This is a genomic window from Candidatus Acidianus copahuensis (assembly GCF_000632495.1).
GTDB classification, from domain to species: Archaea; Thermoproteota; Thermoprotei_A; order Sulfolobales; family Sulfolobaceae; genus Acidianus; species Acidianus copahuensis.
The window spans coordinates 325293-344676 of the sequence record NZ_JFZT01000039.1; the positions used below are offsets into that span (position 1 = coordinate 325293).

At 37.0% G+C, this 19384-nt stretch carries 13 protein-coding genes and 1 pseudogene; 9 read left to right on the forward strand and 5 right to left on the reverse strand.

The annotated features are described in order from the left end of the window. Positions 1-169 precede the first annotated feature (169 nt). Positions 170-1446, forward strand: a pseudogene (locus CM19_RS06290) (TrpB-like pyridoxal phosphate-dependent enzyme). A 37-nt stretch (positions 1447-1483) separates the two neighbouring features. Here the strand turns inward: CM19_RS06290 and CM19_RS06295 are convergent. Further along, on the reverse strand, positions 1484-2119 hold the full coding sequence (locus tag CM19_RS06295; protein WP_048099563.1) for a hypothetical protein: 636 nt from the start codon (positions 2117-2119) through the stop codon (positions 1484-1486). A 39-nt stretch (positions 2120-2158) separates the two neighbouring features. Beyond that, positions 2159-3931 carry an alpha,alpha-trehalase TreH1 gene (treH1, locus tag CM19_RS06300; protein WP_048099564.1) on the reverse strand — a complete coding sequence of 591 codons (1773 nt, stop codon included), beginning with the start codon at positions 3929-3931 and terminating at the stop codon, positions 2159-2161. A gap of 529 nt (positions 3932-4460) precedes the next feature. Here treH1 and CM19_RS06305 point away from each other — a divergent pair. Both CM19_RS06305 and CM19_RS06310 read left to right on the forward strand, forming a co-directional pair. Continuing rightward, the gene (locus CM19_RS06305) at positions 4461-6107 is read left to right on the forward strand and encodes an NADH:flavin oxidoreductase (RefSeq protein ID WP_048099565.1); all 1647 of its coding nucleotides are present in this window, start codon (positions 4461-4463) and stop codon (positions 6105-6107) included. 292 nt (positions 6108-6399) lie between these two features. Then, positions 6400-7845 (forward strand): ABC1 kinase family protein, encoded by a 1446-nt coding sequence (locus tag CM19_RS06310; RefSeq protein WP_048099566.1) that lies wholly within the window; start codon positions 6400-6402, stop codon positions 7843-7845. On the opposite strand, the gene hsp14 is transcribed toward CM19_RS06310, so the two are convergent. Next, positions 7826-8197: an archaeal heat shock protein Hsp14 gene (hsp14, locus tag CM19_RS06315; RefSeq protein WP_048099567.1), complete on the reverse strand. Its 372-nt coding sequence runs from the start codon at positions 8195-8197 to the stop codon at positions 7826-7828. The genes CM19_RS06310 and hsp14 overlap by 20 nt on opposite strands. A 162-nt stretch (positions 8198-8359) precedes the next feature. Further along, positions 8360-9028 (reverse strand): MBL fold metallo-hydrolase, encoded by a 669-nt coding sequence (locus CM19_RS06320; protein WP_235185632.1) that lies wholly within the window; start codon positions 9026-9028, stop codon positions 8360-8362. Between the two features lie 198 nt (positions 9029-9226). On the opposite strand from CM19_RS06320, the gene CM19_RS06325 reads away from it, so the two are divergent. The 6 genes from CM19_RS06325 to CM19_RS06350 all read left to right on the forward strand — a co-directional run bounded on the left by CM19_RS06325 (position 9227) and on the right by CM19_RS06350 (position 18371). Then, positions 9227-9823, forward strand: coding sequence for a hypothetical protein (locus CM19_RS06325; RefSeq protein WP_150111394.1), 597 nt, complete (start codon positions 9227-9229; stop codon positions 9821-9823). A gap of 481 nt (positions 9824-10304) precedes the next feature. Continuing rightward, entirely contained in the window at positions 10305-11159 is an 855-nt protein-coding gene (gene cutB / locus CM19_RS06330) for a glyceraldehyde dehydrogenase subunit beta (protein ID WP_048099569.1), read from the forward strand. Then, positions 11149-11631 carry a glyceraldehyde dehydrogenase subunit gamma gene (cutC, locus tag CM19_RS06335; protein WP_048099570.1) on the forward strand — a complete coding sequence of 161 codons (483 nt, stop codon included), beginning with the start codon at positions 11149-11151 and terminating at the stop codon, positions 11629-11631. Before cutB ends, cutC begins: the two co-directional genes overlap by 11 nt. Then, the gene (cutA, locus tag CM19_RS06340) at positions 11631-13865 is read left to right on the forward strand and encodes a glyceraldehyde dehydrogenase subunit alpha (RefSeq protein ID WP_048099571.1); all 2235 of its coding nucleotides are present in this window, start codon (positions 11631-11633) and stop codon (positions 13863-13865) included. Before cutC ends, cutA begins: the two co-directional genes overlap by 1 nt. Before the next feature lie 161 nt (positions 13866-14026). Then, complete coding sequence (locus tag CM19_RS06345) at positions 14027-14353, forward strand: MarR family transcriptional regulator (RefSeq protein ID WP_048099572.1); 327 nt, start codon at positions 14027-14029, stop codon at positions 14351-14353. Positions 14354-14462: 109 nt separating this feature from the next. After that, positions 14463-18371, forward strand: coding sequence for a protease pro-enzyme activation domain-containing protein (locus CM19_RS06350; protein ID WP_048099655.1), 3909 nt, complete (start codon positions 14463-14465; stop codon positions 18369-18371). Between the two features lie 15 nt (positions 18372-18386). Here the strand turns inward: CM19_RS06350 and CM19_RS06355 are convergent, their stop codons facing one another. Continuing rightward, positions 18387-19289 carry a hypothetical protein gene (locus CM19_RS06355; RefSeq protein ID WP_048099573.1) on the reverse strand — a complete coding sequence of 301 codons (903 nt, stop codon included), beginning with the start codon at positions 19287-19289 and terminating at the stop codon, positions 18387-18389. Between the last annotated feature and the right edge of the window lie 95 nt (positions 19290-19384).

Genomic DNA, 19384 nt, shown 5'->3' on the forward strand with positions numbered 1-19384 from the left:
GCTCAACATCTCATCGTATGTCGTTTTGTAGACGTCTTAGATTCTGTGGAGTTTCTCCTATCTTGCTAAGATTAGTTTGTCTGTGAGGCAGTACCGAAAGGTTAAGTAGTTCACTTCATGATGCGTGTTTGATTTAACACTTTTTTAACTTGCTAAACAAACCTCTAATATGAAAATTAGAATAGATCTTCCACAAGACGAAATTCCCACGCAATGGTATAACATAGTCCCAAGGCTTCCAGAGAAACTTCCACCACCGAAGGATGATTCTGGAAAAGGAATTGAGTTATTAAAAACTGTTCTACCAAGCAAAGTTCTTGAATATGAATTTTCTAATGAGGAATACGTAAAGATACCTGAAGAAGTATTAGAGAGATATCTTCAGGTGAATAGACCTACGCCTATTATTAGGGCAAAAAGATTGGAGGAATATCTTGGAGGTAATTTACGAATTTACCTAAAAATGGAGGCGTTTACTTATACTGGTTCACACAAGATAAATAGCGCCTTGGCTCATGTTTTCTTTGCAAAGCAGGATGGAGCGAATTTTGTGTCTACTGAAACTGGCGCAGGTCAGTGGGGTTCAGCAGTAGCTCTTGCAGCTGCTCTATTTAAAGTCCCAGCTCACGTCTTTATGGTTAGAACAAGCTTCTTTGCAAAACCTTATAGGAAATACATGATGCAAATGTACGGCGCATATCCTCATCCATCTCCTTCAGACTTGACAGACTATGGAAGAAGCATATTAAAACAAGATCCAAATCATCCAGGATCCTTGGGAATAGCTATAAGTGAGGCAATAACTTATGCTAGAGATCATGGAGGAAAATACGTTGTTGGAAGTGTGACAAATGCCGATATAATGTTTAAGACAATTGCAGGTATGGAAGCAGTTAAGCAAATGGAAATGATAGGTGAGGATCCAGATTACATTATAGGAGTTGTTGGAGGGGTAGCAATTACGCTGCCCTAGCTTATCCATTCTTAGGCAGAGAGCTAGCTAAAGGTAATGTAAGAAGGACATATATAGCCTCTGGATCTCTCGAAGTACCTAAGATGACTAAAGGTGTTTATAAATATGACTATCCGGATACTGCTAAGCTATTACCTGAGTTTATGATGTATACAATAGGTTCTGATTTTGTACCTCCTCCAGTTTACGCTGGGGGATTAAGATATCATGCGGTTGCCCCAACCTTAAGCTTACTTATGAAGGAAGGAATTGTAAAATCTAGGGATTACAATCAAGATGAGGCATTTAAGTGGGCTCAATTATTCTCTCAACTTGAAGGATATATACCTGCCCCAGAGACTTCTCACGCTCTACCTATACTTAAGGAGATAGCTGAACGCGCTAATGGGGAGAAAAAGACAGTTTTAGTAAGCTTCTCTGGACATGGCCTTCTAGACTTAGGAAATTATGGTGAGGTACTTTTTAAGGATTAATTCTTTTCTTTACTCTTGGTTATTAGCTAATAAAATATTATCTGAGAATAACATTATTATCCTTTAGTTCTACAGTAGTTAATCCTAATTGTCTTAATTGTTCCGCATATGTTTTTCCTATTTTGTCAATGATTTTCTCAAATATCTTCATGAAGCTAAGCGCATATATTCTATCCTTTAGAAATTCTAGGAAAACTTTATCCTTTACTGTGAATCTTGATGGAGTACCTAAAATCGAAACTGCCAACTGAAGTTGAACCTCATAATCCTTGACTTTTACCTTATAGTCAATTATTTCTCTAAACCCCTTTAGTGAGAGCGAAATAATCTCTGGGTAAACAATGAGTTCTCCATCAAACTCCTTCCTAATTTCACGTGGATATTTTACGTTATTTATTTTTATTGTATTTATATCTAAGATATCTAATAATTTTAATGTTATTTCTTCTGAAAATTTCCTGCTATCTCCCAAAAGAAGGGAGAGTAACTCTTGAGTAGTATCGGCTATTTTATCAATATATCTGACTCTTATACCTATGTCCTGTTCTACTTCTCTCTTAGAGGACCAAGAAGGATCTATAAACCTCAATGCATTATAAACTTGCGTAACTTTTTCATGTATTAAACCTGGAACGCTAATATCGATTGATGTACCATCTACTTCTATTTTCATGTAGATACAAAAGTATTTTTATATATAAAAAAATTAAATTCATTTGCCATTTTGTTCTTCGTCTTTCTTAACCGTATAATCAGCGAGTTCATCCAAGGCTAATATCAGATTTGCTTGAGCAAAAGCCTGTGGATAATTGCCGGTAAATTCTCCTTTATTTACGTCTATATGTTCTCCCAGTAGATAAACACCTTTTGATGGATTTATTACGTTAGTAATTACCCTTTTTGCTTCATCGATTTTCTCTAATCTTACATAAACTCTTGCTAACCATAAAGACGCTAACGTAAAAGGATGTTTTGCCTCCCCTAAAAAGTCCATTTTATACCTTCTTAGTAATCCATTATAGAGAAGCTGATCCTCAATAGCTTTGAGAGTGGCGACGAAAGTCTCATCCTTTACATCAACAAAATCATAAATGGGCAGAGTTAGGAGTGAAGCATCAACCTCTTCGCTACCCGCCTTTTTTACAAATTTTCCATTAATAACTCCATTTTCCATAATCCAATCCTTTAACTCGTTTCTAGCCTCCTTCCACTTGTTCTCCCTGTCTATTGCCTTCATTAGTTTTCCGGCTCTATCTAGGGCTACCCACATCATAACCTTTGAGTGAATAAAGTGTTCTTGAACTCCTCTTTCCTCCCATATACCAACGTCCTTTATCTTCCAGTTCTCTGACTCCCAATCCGCTATGTATTCTATAACATCGGCATGATTTTTAACGTAATTTCTATCTCCTGTAGCCTCGAAGTATTTATACATTGCATCTAAAAAGAATCCTTCTAAATCTAGTTGAATTTGAGCTGCTGCTGCATTTCCGACCCTAACTGGCTTAGACCCTGCGTATCCAGAAAGCCAGTTGATCTCTATCTCCTTTGGAGGTACAGAGCCATCAATACTGTATAATGGGTAAACGAAGGGCTTAGATGTAAAAGATACAACTCTAGAGAAGAATTCAATTATCCTCCTAGCTTCAGATGAAAAACCAGCAGAAATAAGAGCCTCAGCTACAATAGATGAGTCCCTGACCCATGCAAATCGGTAGTCCCAATTTCTAGTCCCTCCTTCAACTTCTGGTAGAGAAGTAGTAGGGGCAGCAACTATTGTCCCAGTAGAGTTATAGAGGAGGCCTAACAATATCCCTACTGACGTTTGATAAGCTTTTGCTATTTCTTCTCCAGTATAATTCGGTAAATCGATGTCTAGTAATTTTCCCTTACTTCTCCCTCTTTTCATTTCATTTTTCCAATAGATTATTGTTCTATCGAAGCCTTTTCCTATATCGAATGTAAGTTGCCTTTTTCCAAATATTCCAAACCTTTCATCAGGGAAATATCCAACGTACACGTAACCTTCTCCATTTATTATCCAAGAATAATCTGATATTTTTTCAATTTGATCAAAGAGGAAGTGTACTTCTAAGAATTCATCTCCATGATCTTTCGTAAATTTATACACGTTCTTGGTTAGCGGTTCTATAGCCCCTTTAGAACGTCCATAATCAAAGACTGGAGATATTTGAATGGTTAACGGCGATTTAGCGTTTATTTTTCTTACTATAGCCGGTTCTCCTCTTAAGAGAAGATCTGTTATTTCGCTGTCATCCTCTAATACTGTTTTAACCACGTTAGGTACAATGTATTCTTGCGACTTTATATGGCCCGAAATAAGAAAATGACCTCCCTTCTCCTTATCTAGAAGGCTAAGGAATACTGGAGGCGAATCATATCTAGGCAGAGGTAACCATACTATATCTGTTCCATCTATTAGGGCTCCAGTGAACTCGTTGTTTATGCAGTAAAGGGGTTTCACAACTATCTGGAATGTTGGTAGGATAAAATTCCTTCCGCAATCATTTGACTAGCTTTTTGACGTTTTCCTTAAGTTATATTTCGTATATTCTCGTTTTAAATGGTATACTCTTTACCGCTAATATGAGAAAAATATATTTTATCCTCAATAGTCATATATATATTTAACTTTACGTTATGGATATCAGTTTCTTTATCTTCTTCATAAAAAATATACAAGTATTAAAGCCTTAAAAAGAAAATCATTGTAGATCTTGCTCAGCTAGTTCTTTGCTTGAATTAAAAGTTTTTAAGTATTATGTACGATTTGACTATATTCTAATAAACATTTATATAATATTGGTGTGAGAACAAAAATCTCCCAAGTTAAGAAAAACAACTCCTCCAAAGAAGAAGGCGGGCTAAAATGGAAACACGGGCCCTTAGGGGCCCTAGAGTATTAAGATCTTTGGAGGGGTTTAAAGATAATCTTTAAGTAGTATATACTTTTTGTTAAGTTAGATTCTTTTATTGGGTTTTTAATCTTCCTCATGCAAAGGGCTTTTTCCCCAATAGAAGTAGGGGGAATTAAACTAAAGAATAGGTTGGCAATGTCTCCAATGATATCAAATCTAGGAGCACCTGATGGTTATCCCACCGATTCTCATATTCTTTACATGCTAGAAAGAGCTATTGGAGGTATAGGACTAATAATAACCGAATATACTTACATAAATAAGGTAGACTCTAGAGGTTCTGTAAATGAATTAGGAATTTACTCTGATGAGCTTATACCAAAATTTTTCAGATTAACGGAAATGATTCATCGTACAGGTTCAAAGGTATTTATCCAATTAGTTCATGTAGGGAGAAAAACTAGGAAGAACATAATATGGAATAATACTCCTGTATCTCCTTCTCAAGAAAAGCTAATGGATGAGGTTAGGGAAATGGATAGGGATGATATAGAAAGAATTGAGGAGGATTTTGCTGAAGCGTCAGTTAGGGCAGAAATGGCTGGTTTTGATGGAATAGAAATTCATGGAGCGCATGGTTACTTAATTGCACAATTTCTCTCTCCTGCTATTAATAAAAGAAAAGATAGGTATTCTGACGGCGTAGTATTTGTAGAGGAAGTACTGAAGAGGATAAGGGAAAAAGTGAACATTCCAGTTGGTATGAGGATAAGCTCCACCGAATTTGATAACGAAGGGCTTAATCCAGAAATGGTTTCCAAAATAGTTTACAGACTTCAAAACATGTTAGATTATGTGCATTTCTCAGCAGGTAGAGATGGACCATACAATGCAAGTATGCCATTCTACTATAAGAGGGTAAGCTTTATCGAAGAGGCTATGAAAGCTAAGGAAGGGTTAAAGATTCCAGTGTTTCTTGCTGGAAGTATATTAACGCCAGCAGATGTGGAAAGGGCACTCGAAGTTGTAGATGTTGTGGTTATAGGAAGACAAATGCTAGCCGATCCAAAGTTTCCCGAAAAAATGAAATCGGGAGATCCTATAAGGCCATGTATAAGGTGTAATCAGTCATGTAGAGGAGTAGTGATTAAGGAAGTTAGATGTGATGTGAATCCTCTGCTAGGATGGGAGGGGCTTAGTCTACCTCAGGGTAAAGGTGAGGTTTACGTTATCGGAGGAGGAGTACAAGGTCTAGAAGCGTCTAGAACTCTTGCCTTAAGGGGATTTGACGTTACTCTATACGAAAGGGCTGAGTTAGGAGGTCAGTTTAATGATTTTATTGATCCCTACAAAAGAAAGGAGTTCTTACCACTAGTTGATTACTATAAGGAGGAACTTGAAAGACTTGAAGTAAGAGTGATAAAGAAAGAGGTTACAGAATGTGAGAATTGTATATGGGCTATAGGCGATCCTTCACCTACTTTTCCTCAAGTGAGTAGGAAAACGATTCTCATAGACTCAAATATCTATGCGTACCAGGATTACGCGTTTAAATTAGCGGAAAATAATGAAGTTTATATAACTACTAATTCGTTAAGCGAATTAGATCGAACAAGGAGGTATTTTCTCATTAAAATTTATGGTGAATTAGGAGTAAAGGTTGTGGATAAACCTATACAAGCAGATGTTACTCTTAAGGGTTATCTAAAAAATCAGTGGAACATAGGAAGCGCAATTAAGGCTGGATTTATAAACGCTATAAGTTTTGGGAGAGAAAGTTAGGATACAGTACTTTTCAGAAAATGGATAAATTAAAAAGCTAGTTAACTATAGGGCAGAGAGCAAGGGGTTTGGGTTTTTACGGACATTTATTGCCATAAAACTCTTGGGTTAACCACGTACTGAACAAAGATCATCATCACGATCCATTAGAGAATTAACCCAACAACCTATACCACTGAAGTATGTTTGGGAAAACCCGCGCACTTTAGTTTCTAATCCTTCGGACGCACTCTACTTCAGTCGAATGAAGATGTCGCAATAACACTTTAACTTTGATGAAAGCAGATTTCATATGAACACTTTTTCTAGGACGTTAACAATAGTTAGGAAACTTGCGCCTAGAGTGCTGAAATATAGAGATATAAGGAACAGAATAATTGAGGGAAAAGAAGTTAGTGAGACGGAATTAGAAAGGGAGGCTAGACTCTTTACAGACGCTCTGATCTCTCTTGGACCAACGTTCATAAAGTTTGGGCAAGTTCTTTCGGTAAGAGCTGATGTACTTCCGGATAGTTATCTAAGGGAGTTACAGAGACTTCAGGATGAAGTACCTCCAGCTCCTTTTGAAGAAGTTAAAACATATGCTGAAGAAGCTGGAGTTCAACTCACGGACAAAGTAATAGCGGCAGCAAGCCTTGGTCAAGTTCACATCGGCTATTTTCAAGGACAGATCGTAGCGGTCAAGGTTAATAGGCCCAGAGTTGAAGAAATTCTGAGGACAGATATAAAAATCATGAAAAGACTTCTTCCCTTTCTTAGGCTAATCTTTGACTCATCATTTGTTGAGTCGATAAAAATTGTTGTTGATCTCTTTTCAAAGAGGATATTTGATGAATTAGACTACACTAAGGAAGCGTTTTACCACGATAAAATTCAGGAGGAATTGAAGGACTTTAACGTAAAAATTCCTAAAATAGTAAAGGCTACAAAGAAGGTTCTTATAATGGAGTATTTACCAGGATATAAGATAACTTCGGATGAGGCGTTAAGGAATAACGATAGGAGAGCGCTTGCTTGGAGAGTTTTTAAGGTGTTTATGGTACCACTATTTGAGGAAAAGTACTTCCATGCCGATCCTCATCCAGGTAATATATCAGTTGACGAAAATGGAAGTCTTATACTTTACGATTTTGGTATGGTAGGTTCAATAGATCCAGAGACAAGGATTAAGTTGGTCAGACTCTACTTAAGTTTGAGTAGAGGAGACGCAATAATGGTAGTTAACGTCTTAGATCAGTTGGGCGCTATCCAACCTTTCGCTAATAGAGATGTTCTAGTTAAGGGCTTTGATCTAATGATAAGGCAGGCTAAAGGGGAAGTAGAGCAAATAGAACTCGAAGATTTCAATAGACTGGCCTCCCAAGCTTTCTATAAGTTTCCTTTAAGACTACCGGAGAAATTAGCCCTTTATCTTAGAATGTCTGGTGTCCTAGAAGGTACGTGTAAGATGATTGATCCAGATTTTGACTTTGTTCAAAATACTGTCAGGCTTATGCAAGAGGAGGGATTGGCCAGGTTAGCTTTGATCGATGAGTTAAGTGACTACTTTAGAACTGCAAATAATGCTATAAAGGCTTCAATGCTAAGAAAGGGCGAACCATCAAGGAAGAGGAGTAAAAAATGGATAGGTAGCTTAATCATAGCTATTTCCCTACCATTATATTTTTTTACTAATGATGCTTATTTGGCAATACTTTTATCTATCTTGGGTTTATCAATCACTCTATCTTTACCCTAGCTAAGCCTTCAATCGGTATCGTTAATGTGAGTACCCCATTTTCATATTTCCCATATACTTCTGCATCTTTAGGAACTTTAACCGGCAGTTTAACGTCTTTCCCAACCCTAGCAGGTCTCTGGGTTAAGTGCTTAATACCTGGCATCTCTACATCTCTTGAAGCTTCTATGTGAAGTACGCCATCTGTCGTTATTCTTACGCTTATTTTATTCTTATCAAATCCAGGTAGATCAACTAGAACAACTAGTTTATTTCCATCCTCATACATATCTACTGGAGGGGATATTCTTTCGTAGAATTGCCTGTTTAAGCTATTCATTTGTTTAGTAACTTCCGATAAAAGGATTTCCATAAGCTATTATTTGCACTATAGATTAAAAACCTCACCGTCTTAGTTTCCTCCACAATCTTAGAATTTGGAGTATTATTATTAGTTTTCTCAATGTTCCTTTAGACCTCATAGTTGATTCTTCTTTTTAATTAATATAAATGTTTCGGATATTGAAGAAATGAGTTAGACTAAGAAAGTCCTTGAACTTTTCCCATGTGAAACGTAGACCATGTTTGGTTTTAGTTGCTTTACTGAGTCAACGCTCTTATATAGCGAGCTAGCGTCTTCGTATATTGATGGATATTTTAATCCATTGTTACTACCTTGTAGAAGATCTCCTACTAATATCTCTCTTGATTCCTTGAGAAGAATGGAAATTGAGTCATCGGTATGTCCTGGCGTATATATAATCTCTATCCAATCAGGTAAGTCAACTTCATCTATGGATTTAACGTTTTGTAGTCCCGGTAACTCTTTCTCTATCATTGCCTTTCCAAACAAGAAAAAGATTTTAGTCGGAATACTTCGAGGAATAGGTTTTCTTGCCTTTCCTTCCTTTGCATATTTTAAACCATTGGGATGAACTAAAAAGGTGACGTTAGGGATACTTATCTCTGATGCACCGCCTATATGGTCGATATGTGTATGAGTAAATATAACGTACTTTATTTTGAGAGGATCTTTTCCACTTTCCTTTAACCACTCCATTATCTTTTTACCACTTCCTGGAGTTCCTGAGTCAATTAGGATCGATATATCATCCTCTATAAGGAAGGACTTTACGAATCTAAGAGGGATCTCGTAGACTTTCATTACATGAATAAGTTCATTTCTATATTTTAATTTTTCCATATTTAACTTCCAAGATCTCTATATAAGTTTTATAGAAATTAGATGGATGAATAGTAATAATTTGATGTAACTGGATTTAGTGTCATCACGTTATGATAAATCATTAGAGAGTACAATTAACGTCGTTTACTAAGGCTTTAAAACGCTTGATGACAACATGGAAATGGAATTTTTATAATATCTATGCAATACTTCGCTATGGAAATCAAACTTCAAGGTAACGAATTATATGAGGATAACGTTCAAGTTGCAACATTGACAGTAAAAGGTAAAAGGTTAGAGATAGCTGGAAACCTAAACTTAGTTCTAAATCGAAATAGAATACTTCAAGATGATAACGTAATAGGAGAGATAGACTCTAATGAATACATAGAAGTATATGGAAGGAGGTATTTTGTAGGCAAGCCCCAACTAATAGCCTACCATAGAGGATATTCCAATGAGGTAAAACTTTATGAGAATGGAAGCGAGGTTTCTACGATTAAAAGCCAGGAAGATGGAAGTCTAGTAGCACAAGTTTCATATGCGGATTCTCTTATTCCTACGCTTGCTGTAATGCTAATTATGACCTCTATTGGAGTTTCTCCATATAGAAAACCGAATAGGGGAAGATCTGCCTACAGAAGACAACTACTTCTCATATATCCAGTACTTCTGTTATTTCTCCTTCTCCTACCGTTCAATATTTTTATTGATCTAGCAATATACGTAGCTATTACTGTATTGATTTATATTATCTCTAGGAGGAAAGTGACCAAGATCCAGGAATTATTTGAGCCGTTGTCAGCAGTTTAGCTTAGATCGTGACATTTATATACATTTCATGATTTTCACTTCAAACCAAAATACTTAATATATATTCTAAAATCAATCTTATATCGTCCCAAATGTGGGTGTGTAGACCCGAAGAAGGGACAAAAAAAGGGAGAAGGATGAACTAAGCATGTGCGGGTTTTCCCACACCCCGGTCTTCGGTGGTGTGGGTGGGGTTATCCCGCTAATGGGGCGGATCGTGATGATGAGCTTCGGCTCAGAACGTGGTGAAGCCCAAGGGTTTTATGGACATAACAAAAATGTCCGTAAAACTCAAACCCCAAAAGGTCGGATAGTTGAATATTAATGTCTCCTACTTTCTTAACCTATTATGATATATGGGATGAGTTGATCACATACCATTTTAGGATTTTAATTATGTTAAGACTGAAATATGTATAGATGAAAATATTTATATTAATTATCAAGAAAATTTAATATCGTGTTTTTCATGAGATGTAATATGTACCCAACTATTTTTGGTCTTTATGAGCCCAGTTCTATCTATGATACCTTAGATTTTCTCGATAACGGTAACGCTAAGATAATTGCTGGTGGGCAAAGTCTTATTCCAATGCTTAAGTTAAGGGTTATACAGCCAAAATTCCTTGTGGATCTTAATAAATTAAGAGGGGATTTAGATTACATTGAGGATAGAGGAAAAAGCATAGGTCTCGGATCTTTAGCGACTCACGCCAAGATTTCAACAGATCAGATAGTAAAATCTAAGATACCTTTACTATCCGTTACTGCATCTAAAGTAGGCGACATGCAGGTTAGAAATTTAGGAACATTAGGCGGAAGCGTAAGTAACGCAGATCCCTCTGCAGACTATCCAGCTGTCCTTTTAGCGTATGATGCCACTTTAACCTTAATCTCATCAGGAGGAGAAAGGAAAGTTAAGGCATCAGAGTTCTTTAAGGGGCCGTTCTCAACAGAACTAAAGGATAACGAAATCTTAAGAGAGGTGGAATTTCCAGTTCTTGAAGGTTACGCTTACAAGTATGAAAAAATAGTAAGAAGGGCAGGAGATTTTGCAATGGTAGGTATTGCAGTTCTAGCTAAAGTTTCAGACAAGGTTGAGGATTTAAGGATCGCATACACTGGCGTAGGAGAAAAGGCATATAGGCCATACGAATTAGAGAAGGAACTAGTCGGGAAAAAGGTTACCCGTGACGACTTAGAGAAGTTTGCCGAAAAAGTTTCAGCAACTTTAACTCCACCTTCAGATTCTAGGGGAAGTTCGTCTTACAGGAAAAAGGTGGCAAAGATAGCTACAATAAAAACCCTTAGTGAGGTGTTAGGAGTTGTTAGTTAGACCAGGAGAGAAAGTAAAGGTTAAAGTCAAGGTAAACGGTATATGGTATGAAAAGGAAGTAGAACCACGAAAGCTTCTTGTTCACTTTATTAGGGAAGATATAGGTCTAACAGGAACTAAGATTGGTTGCGATACTAGTACCTGTGGAGCTTGTACTATTATAATGAACGGTAAGTCTGTAAAATCGTGCACGTTATTTGCGTTTCAAGCTAATGGTGCAGAAATAACAACTATTGAGGGTATTGGCGATTCTAAACTTCACCCTATACAAGAGGCTTTTAAGGACAATTTTGCCCTTCAATGTGGATATTGTACTCCGGGTATGATAATGCAAACTTACTTCCTTCTCAAAACTAATCCAAATCCTACTGAAGAAGAAATAAAGGACGGTTTACATGGAAATATATGCAGATGTACTGGTTATCAGAATATAATAAAGGCTGTTAAGGATGCTGCTGGGAGGATGAGATAATGAAATACTCAGGAAGATCAATAAAGAGATTGTATGATGATAAATTTGTCACTGGTAGGAGCAGTTACGTTGACGATCTTCAGGTCTCAGCTATGCATGCCGGTTTTGTGAGAAGTCCATATGCCCATGCTAAGATAAAATCAATAGATACAAGCGAAGCGTTAAAAAGTCCAGGGATTGTTGCGGTATTTACTTATAAGGACTTCTCTCCCTTACTGAAAAGAGGAATAGGAATATGGGAAACATATGAAGATCCAAAACAATGGAAGTTTGTAGCAAGGAAGGCCTTGGCTGACAACAAGGTTCGTTTCGTTGGAGAACCAGTTGCAATAGTAATAGGAAGTGACAAGTATTCTGTTAGAGACGCAGTTGATAAGGTTAATGTGGATTATGAGAGACTTCCCTCCGCAGTATCTATGGAGGATGCTCTAAAGGACAAAGTGATCATTCACGAGGAGTTAGGGACTAACGTGGGTTTCGACTCAACTTTTTCTGGAGGAGATGTGGAAGGATCTTTCAAGCAAGCAGATAAGATTATTTCTGTAGAGATTACAAATAACAGGCTTATTCCTTCTCCCATGGAACCAAGAGGAATAATCGCTAGCTATGAGTCTGGAACATTAAACGTTTGGTATTCAACGCAGGTTCCTCACGCAGCTAGATCGGAGTTCTCTAAGGTCCTTGGAATTCCTTCTAGTAAGATTAGGGTTATAATGCCAGATGTTGGGGGAGCCTTCGGGAGCAAAGTTAATATAATGCCTGAGGATCTAAGCGTAGTTTTATCATCAATAAAGCTGGGAAGGCCAGTAAAGTGGGTTGCTACGAGAAGCGAGGAAATGTTAGCATCTGAAGCTAGGCATAATACGTTCAAAGGAGAAGTTGCCGTAAAAAGCGATGGGACTGTTCTAGGAATAAAAGGAGATCTTTTAGTTGATCTAGGTTCCTATTTGACCTATACCGCACCACTTCAACCGGCTATAATCCCGCTAATGATTCCGAGCGCTTATAGGATAAGATCTGCAAGTATAAGAAGTAGGGCAATTTACACAAATACTCCACCAATAACAATGTATAGAGGGGCTAGTAGACCAGAGGCAACATTCATAATAGAGAGGATAATGAGCACTGTCGCAGATGAACTAAAACTTGATGATGTTGAAGTTAGGGAGAAAAATCTAGTTAAACCGGATGAAGTACCTTACACTAATGTCTTTGGTTTAAAATATGACTCTGGAGATTACATTTCTCTTCTAAGGAGCGGGGTAAATAAACTAGGATATTATGATATGAGAAAATATGCTGAAGAAGAAAGGAAAAAAGGGAGAAAAGTTGGGGTTGGAATGGCATTTTACTTAGAGATTAGCGGTTTTGGACCATGGGAATACGGTGAAGTAAGAGTAGATGAAAACGGAGATGTAATAGTTATTACAGGTGGGACTCCTCATGGTCAAGGTACTGAAACAGCAATTGCTCAATTGGTTTCCGATGCTCTTCAAGTAGACATAAGCAGGATAAGGATCGTTTGGGGTGATACTGAGATAGTTGCGTCGAGCATGGGGACATATGGTTCAAGGACAATATCTGCAGCTGGAAGCGCTGCCCAAGTTGCGGCTTCCCAAGTTTTAGAGAAAATGAAGAAAGTTGCAGCTAGAATCATGAAAGTAGATGTTGAAGAGGTAGAATACAGGGAAGGAGAGTTCATTAATAAGAAAGACGAAAGAGTCAAGGTTAGTTGGGACGATGTAGCTAAGGCAGGATATACTGGAACAGATCCAGGAATATATGCCCAGGTTACTTTACAAGGAGACGTTACTTTTCCCTATGGAGTTCACGTAGCCCTAGTTGAGGTTGACGATTATGGGATAGTCAGAGTGAAAGAGTATAAAGCATATGATGATATAGGAAATGTAATTAATCCTGCCCTAGCGGAGGGACAAATTATGGGGGGAACAGTACAAGCTGTTGGTCAAGCAATATATGAGGAAGCTATAATAAATGACGATGGAGGGCTTGCTGTAACTTATGCTGACTACTTTATCCCTACCCCTGTTGAGGTTCCTCAGATAACCTCGTTCTTTGCCGAAAAACCGCATGTGTCAGCTTATCCAGTTGGTTCTAAGGGAGTTGGAGAGGCTGCTCTAATTGTGGGCCCTGCGGCTATAGTAAGAGCAATCGAAAACGCTGTTAATAAGCCAATAAATAAGACACCTGTAAGGCCGGAAGATCTGATTTAAGAGCACAATCTTAAAAAAAAACGTTATACTTCTTCTTCTTTTCCTTTTTAAAAATAATGATAAAATAAAGAATGTATAAATGACTTAAACATTTTTGATAATGATAATTTTTAATTAAAACAAAAGATTTTTAAGCTGGAATCAAAATTATCAATACTACAATGAATCAGGATTTAACATTTAGGTATATGTCACTCACATACCAACTAAACGAAGTAGACTATAGAATATTTGATTTTCTTATACGATCTGAAAAGGAATTTACTCCAAAAGAGATAGCAGAAAAGTTAAATCTTCATAAGCTAATAGCAATGAAGTCCCTTAATAAGCTTCATTATATAGGTCTAGCAAAAAGGGAAAAAATACTGACTGGCAGCAAAGGTAGGCCTTCCTTTAAGTATTTCATCAAAAAAGACGAGACTTTAAGTAAAATCTTAAGAGACGCGGACAGATTTTTGGAGGAAGTAACCAAGCCAATGAAGAAATGAAGAGTTAAGTAGACTAAGTTTTTAGCAATTTATTAATCTACATATGAAAAGGTTTTTAATTCGATTCCCTTCATTATTGATAATGCATGGAAAAAATATATTAGGTCAGATGCTATCTATTCTTTTGTTACTCTCTTTTTTAACTGTTGGGTTTACCGTATTAGCTGGACATTCACAGACACCTTCATTTAGCTTACCTAAAGCTCCTCAAGGCTTTGCATATAAGGGTTCACTTAATCCTGATAATAAAGTAATGTTTGCAATTTACATCCCATTAAAGAACTTTGATGAACTTTACTCCTACGCTTTGGCAGTATCTCAACTTGGTAATCCATTATATCATAAATTTCTCACAAAGTCTCAGGTACAGCAATTCTACCCAAAGACTCAATTTGATAAAATAATGTCCCAGTTAAATTCTGATGGGTTTAAGGTGATATATACTGCAGCAGACTCAGTGATAGTTGGAGAAGGTACAGTTTCTCAAATAGAAAAGGATCTTGGAGTAAGTTTCGCCGTTTACTCTAATGGCACAACCTCTTACTATGTCACGTATGGACAACCAACTGTAAATGCGTTCGTTTACTCAAGCAACATTTCAGATATTTTCTTCTCTCATCCATCTACTCTGATCACTAAGCATGACATTCAGAAGTTATCACAAGAAGTTAACCAAACAGCGCCAATAGAGGCATATTGGCCTACAGCGCTTCAAAAAGTTTACAACGCAACTTATTTATACTCTCTAGGGGATATGGGGCAAGGTAAGACAATAGGCATTTTGGACTTTTATGGTGATCCTTATATATTCCAGCAGTTGGCTTACTTCGATAAAGTTACTGGTCTACCATCAACTAATTTTACCGTTTACCCGATAGGTCCTTATAATCCTAGTCTCGGAATAGAGAAAGGCTGGGCTGGAGAAATAAGCTTGGATGTTGAAGCTTCTCATTCTATCGCACCTAAGGCAAACATTACTCTGTTCATAGCTAATCCTAACCTTCCGTTATCCGCAGTTATTGCATGTATAGATAGTTTAGATAATGTTAACACGGTGTCTCAGAGCTTTAGTATACCAGAGTCCTCTTTCTCTACTTTTAATGGCCCCTTATTTTACTCATGTGTTGTACTTACGGACGAATATTATGCATTAGGTTCTGCAGAGGGTATAACGTTCTTGGCTAGTAGTGGTGATGCAGGAGGACAAGGATATAGTAATGGACCACTTGGGACGGTAGGATATCCAGCAGACTCTCCATTTGTGACAGCTGTTGGTGGAACAACCACATATATTTCATTCCCAGAACAGGAATATTATCAAACGGCATGGTCGAATTATGGCTTCATCCCCAATGATGCCAATTACGGCGGATCTACAGGTGGAGTTAGTGAAATAGAACCAAAGCCGTGGTATCAATGGAATTTGAAAACTCCTTTCTCTTATCCCTCTGGAAAACTATTGCCAGATATTTCTGCTAACGCTAATGTATATCCTGGAATCGATATTATCTGCCCTGGAAATATAACTTCTATTATTGGTGGAACTAGTGAGGCCTCACCATTAACTGCGGGCATGGTTGTTCTAATAGATAGCTATCTTAATACGAGCCTAGGAATGTTAAATCCCCTGCTTTACGACTTAGCTAACGTTGATTACGGAAAAGCTATCACACCTATTACTTTTGGTTATAACATACCGTGGACTGCCAGCTATGGATATAATCTCGTTACTGGTTGGGGAACAATAAACGTTGGAGAATTTGCCCTAGACGCAAAGCAAGTTACAAGCACTGCACCAACATCATTAGATATTTCCGTAGTTTTACAGAACGATACGGGTAAAACACCACTTGAATTTTGTCCAGGTCAAACAATGTATATTGAGGCTAGCATAAGCTATAATAAGTTACCTGTTACTTCCGGAACGTTTAATGCTATTATCGAGTCAACTCAAGGAAATATATCCGAGATAAGCCTGAAGTATAGCTCTATAAATGGAATGTGGGGAGGTAACGTTACTCTACCTTCAGATGCCCAAGGTATACTTTACATCTACGTTACTGGTTCTTCGGATGGAATATCAGGATTAGGTTGGGCAGAAACTTTCTCTGGGTACTTTATTACGTTTATAAGTCCACAAACGTTCGTTCCTACATACGCTCAATTAGGAAACGATTATATAGAGGCAAGCATAACCAACGTATACGGAATGCCGTCACTTTCTCCTACTATTTCAGTAATGTTGTACTCCTATAATATAACAACAAACACTATTTTGCCAATAAAGGAACTTACTCTTCAATTTAATCAAAAACTCGGGATTTACGTTGGAGTTTTACCTAATACAACCTCTGTAGGTAACGATATGTTAGAGGGCATAAATGCGTTTGGATTTGTCTCATTTACTAATGGAATATATCTTCAGAATTTATTTATTTTACCTCCAGTAATAGCAGAGCCAGGTTCGGTAGCTCCAGGACAACAGGTTATTATTAAAGGAAGTATACAATGTCCTTTAAATTTGGCAATGATCTCGCCGTCTACTGCTGAAGATTTGCTTTTTGGAACTAATATAACAGCTTACCTAGTTAACTCCCAGGGTAAAGTAATCTCAAAGGCGTTAATACCTCTTAATTCCTCAGGAATATTTCTAGGATATTTAAATATTCCGACATCTGCACCTCAAGGTCTTTATACAGTCCTTCTAAAAGCATCTTATGACTCATTGAGTCTAAATACTTATGTGAACGGATCTTTCTATGGACAAATATATGTCTCACCCTACTCATCAGTTCAAGTTTCCTCAACAAAGTACGCTTATGAAGGACAAACCGTCTATGTTTATGCTAATATTACTTCAGGAGGATCTCCAGTAAAATACGGAATGTATTCAGCAGTAGTCTATCCAACAGTGTTATCTAGCGAATACTCTCTTCTTAGTATCGAAATTGAGGTTCCTCTATGGTATAATCCAGCAATAGGAGAGTGGGTTGGTAACTTCACTACACCTTCTGTAGTTTCTGAGGGAAGCCTTCAAGGATTATTCTTAGGATTATATGATGGAGCTCCTTTCGATATCCTAGTAACTGGAGTTTCGGCTATGAGCAATCCGACTACAACAAGCTTGTCTGCAGCGCACGTATTTTACGTTATGCCATATTTGCTAACTGAAGGAAAAACCATAACCGATCCGTTAACTTATTATTCTGCCTTTGTTAACGATACGATAGAAGTAAACGGGACATATTCTAATGATGTATTTGTTAATGATACGTTTATTGATAGCAATATAAGGTTTATAGATAGTAACGTTACAAATGCGATATTCAAGAATAGCGACATCAGTCTATATCAAGTTAATGCCTATAACTTAACGTTCTATAACAGCACTGTATATCTCTTCTCAAGCTCTGCAAAAGATATTAAACTAATTAACTCGGTTATAGTACCATCTCAGTCATTACTACAGGATGTATATCCAACTCTCCCGTCTATCTCAATTATTGCTCCCACTGGTAATCTTACTGGAACAATAAACGTTAAAGTCTCAGTAATAGGACAAGAAGTTCAGAAGACTATAGTTTATCTTAATGGAATGCCAATATTTTCCTTCACAAACGGCACCCAAGTAATTTCTATAAATACTGCAAAATATCCAGACGGTACGTATAACTTAACTGTCTTCTCTCTTCAGAGCGATGGATTACATTCGTCAAATGTAACTTATTTGAACTTCGAGAACTCAATCTCAAGCCTATCATCTAACCTTTCTAACGTAAGCAGTAACGTTAGTAGTTTAAGTTCTAAGGAGAGTTCCCTATCTAGAGAAGTCTCAAATGTTAACGCTACGGCAAATAGCGATATCTCATCCCTGAAGGGTAACTTATCCTCCAGTATATCCTCAATAAACAATGAGGTAGACTCGGTTAAGAGTTATGCCATAGATCTAGCAATAGTGGCAATTGTCTTGGCAATAGTCGGTATAGCTCTAGCAATCTTAGCTATAAGAAGAAGGTAATTTTTTTTTAAAAAATTATTTTTGAAGAAATACTTTAGATATTCCGAGTTTTAGTGATTCTAAAGTTAAGTTATCTTTGAATAGCCAGAGAAAATAAAGACTCGCGATCCCAAAAGGTATTTCAGATAAGGGTAATGATATAATTCTTAGATAATATGATAGGGCATATAATAGGGGGATGACCCAAGCCTTTACATAATTATACTTTGAGGTGGAATATAAGATACAAGAAGAAAATAGGGGGGCCATTACACCAAGAGTGAATGCGTGGGTGAAATCTCCCAGAAATAAAGACGAAAAAGTTACAATAATAGAGGTATATTTTGTAAAATTTCCAGTTTTATTTAATTTAAATTCATTAAAAGTATAGGCAAAATAAAAGGCGATCAAGAAAGGTAGCATCTGTTTTATAAATGCCATAACAATTACTAGAATTACTAGTGGAAATTGTTTAAATCCAAATATAGCCTTATTATTTAATGTAGCAGAAAAAACTCCAATATTAACTCCTAATAAGTACAAAGAAAGTGCACAAATCAAAAACCAATAATTAAAAATTGACCAAGCTACGATAAATGCGAAAGGGGAAGAGAAAACTAGAAAGTTTTTAATTATCCTTCCTCCATAATTTTTCACATCTTTAAAGGCCCAAATTTCCAAAATAACTAACATAAAAGAGGAAAAAATCTGCATCACATGCATTGGTATAGCCGAAGAAATGAGAATTAGTAACTGAACTGGAATGTATTTTCTAGCAGGGAAAAATAAACGGATTATCATGCCTAAATAGATCTCAAATGCCCCGAGAATCATAAAGTATGGATGGGAATAGTGAAATATACCTCCAATAATCCAGAAGACCATTGCCAAAAGAAGAAATGGAATATTTACCCCCCAAGGTTCTATACTTAACTTCATCAGAGATTTATAAATTAGCAAAATTTTATCTCTATTGGGATTAGATAGGATATAGGTCGTAAAGCTGACCTCCTCCCCGCTCTAAAGAGCGAGGC

Bases quoted from the DNA above. Each gene is read 5' to 3' on its own strand.
- hsp14 (WP_048099567.1), bottom strand. From the start codon at position 8,197: ATGGAAATCCTTTTATCGGAAGTTACTAAACAAATGAATAGCTTAAAC.
- CM19_RS06345 (WP_048099572.1), top strand. From the start codon at position 14,027: ATGAATCAGGATTTAACATTTAGGTATATGTCACTCACATACCAACTA.
- CM19_RS06325 (WP_150111394.1), top strand. From the start codon at position 9,227: ATGGAAATCAAACTTCAAGGTAACGAATTATATGAGGATAACGTTCAA.
- CM19_RS06320 (WP_235185632.1), bottom strand. From the start codon at position 9,028: ATGGAAAAATTAAAATATAGAAATGAACTTATTCATGTAATGAAAGTC.
- cutB (WP_048099569.1), top strand. From the start codon at position 10,305: ATGTACCCAACTATTTTTGGTCTTTATGAGCCCAGTTCTATCTATGAT.
- CM19_RS06295 (WP_048099563.1), bottom strand. From the start codon at position 2,119: ATGAAAATAGAAGTAGATGGTACATCAATCGATATTAGCGTTCCAGGT.
- cutA (WP_048099571.1), top strand. From the start codon at position 11,631: ATGAAATACTCAGGAAGATCAATAAAGAGATTGTATGATGATAAATTT.
- CM19_RS06305 (WP_048099565.1), top strand. From the start codon at position 4,461: ATGCAAAGGGCTTTTTCCCCAATAGAAGTAGGGGGAATTAAACTAAAG.
- CM19_RS06355 (WP_048099573.1), bottom strand. From the start codon at position 19,289: ATGAAGTTAAGTATAGAACCTTGGGGGGTAAATATTCCATTTCTTCTT.
- CM19_RS06310 (WP_048099566.1), top strand. From the start codon at position 6,400: ATGAACACTTTTTCTAGGACGTTAACAATAGTTAGGAAACTTGCGCCT.
- CM19_RS06350 (WP_048099655.1), top strand. From the start codon at position 14,463: ATGCTATCTATTCTTTTGTTACTCTCTTTTTTAACTGTTGGGTTTACC.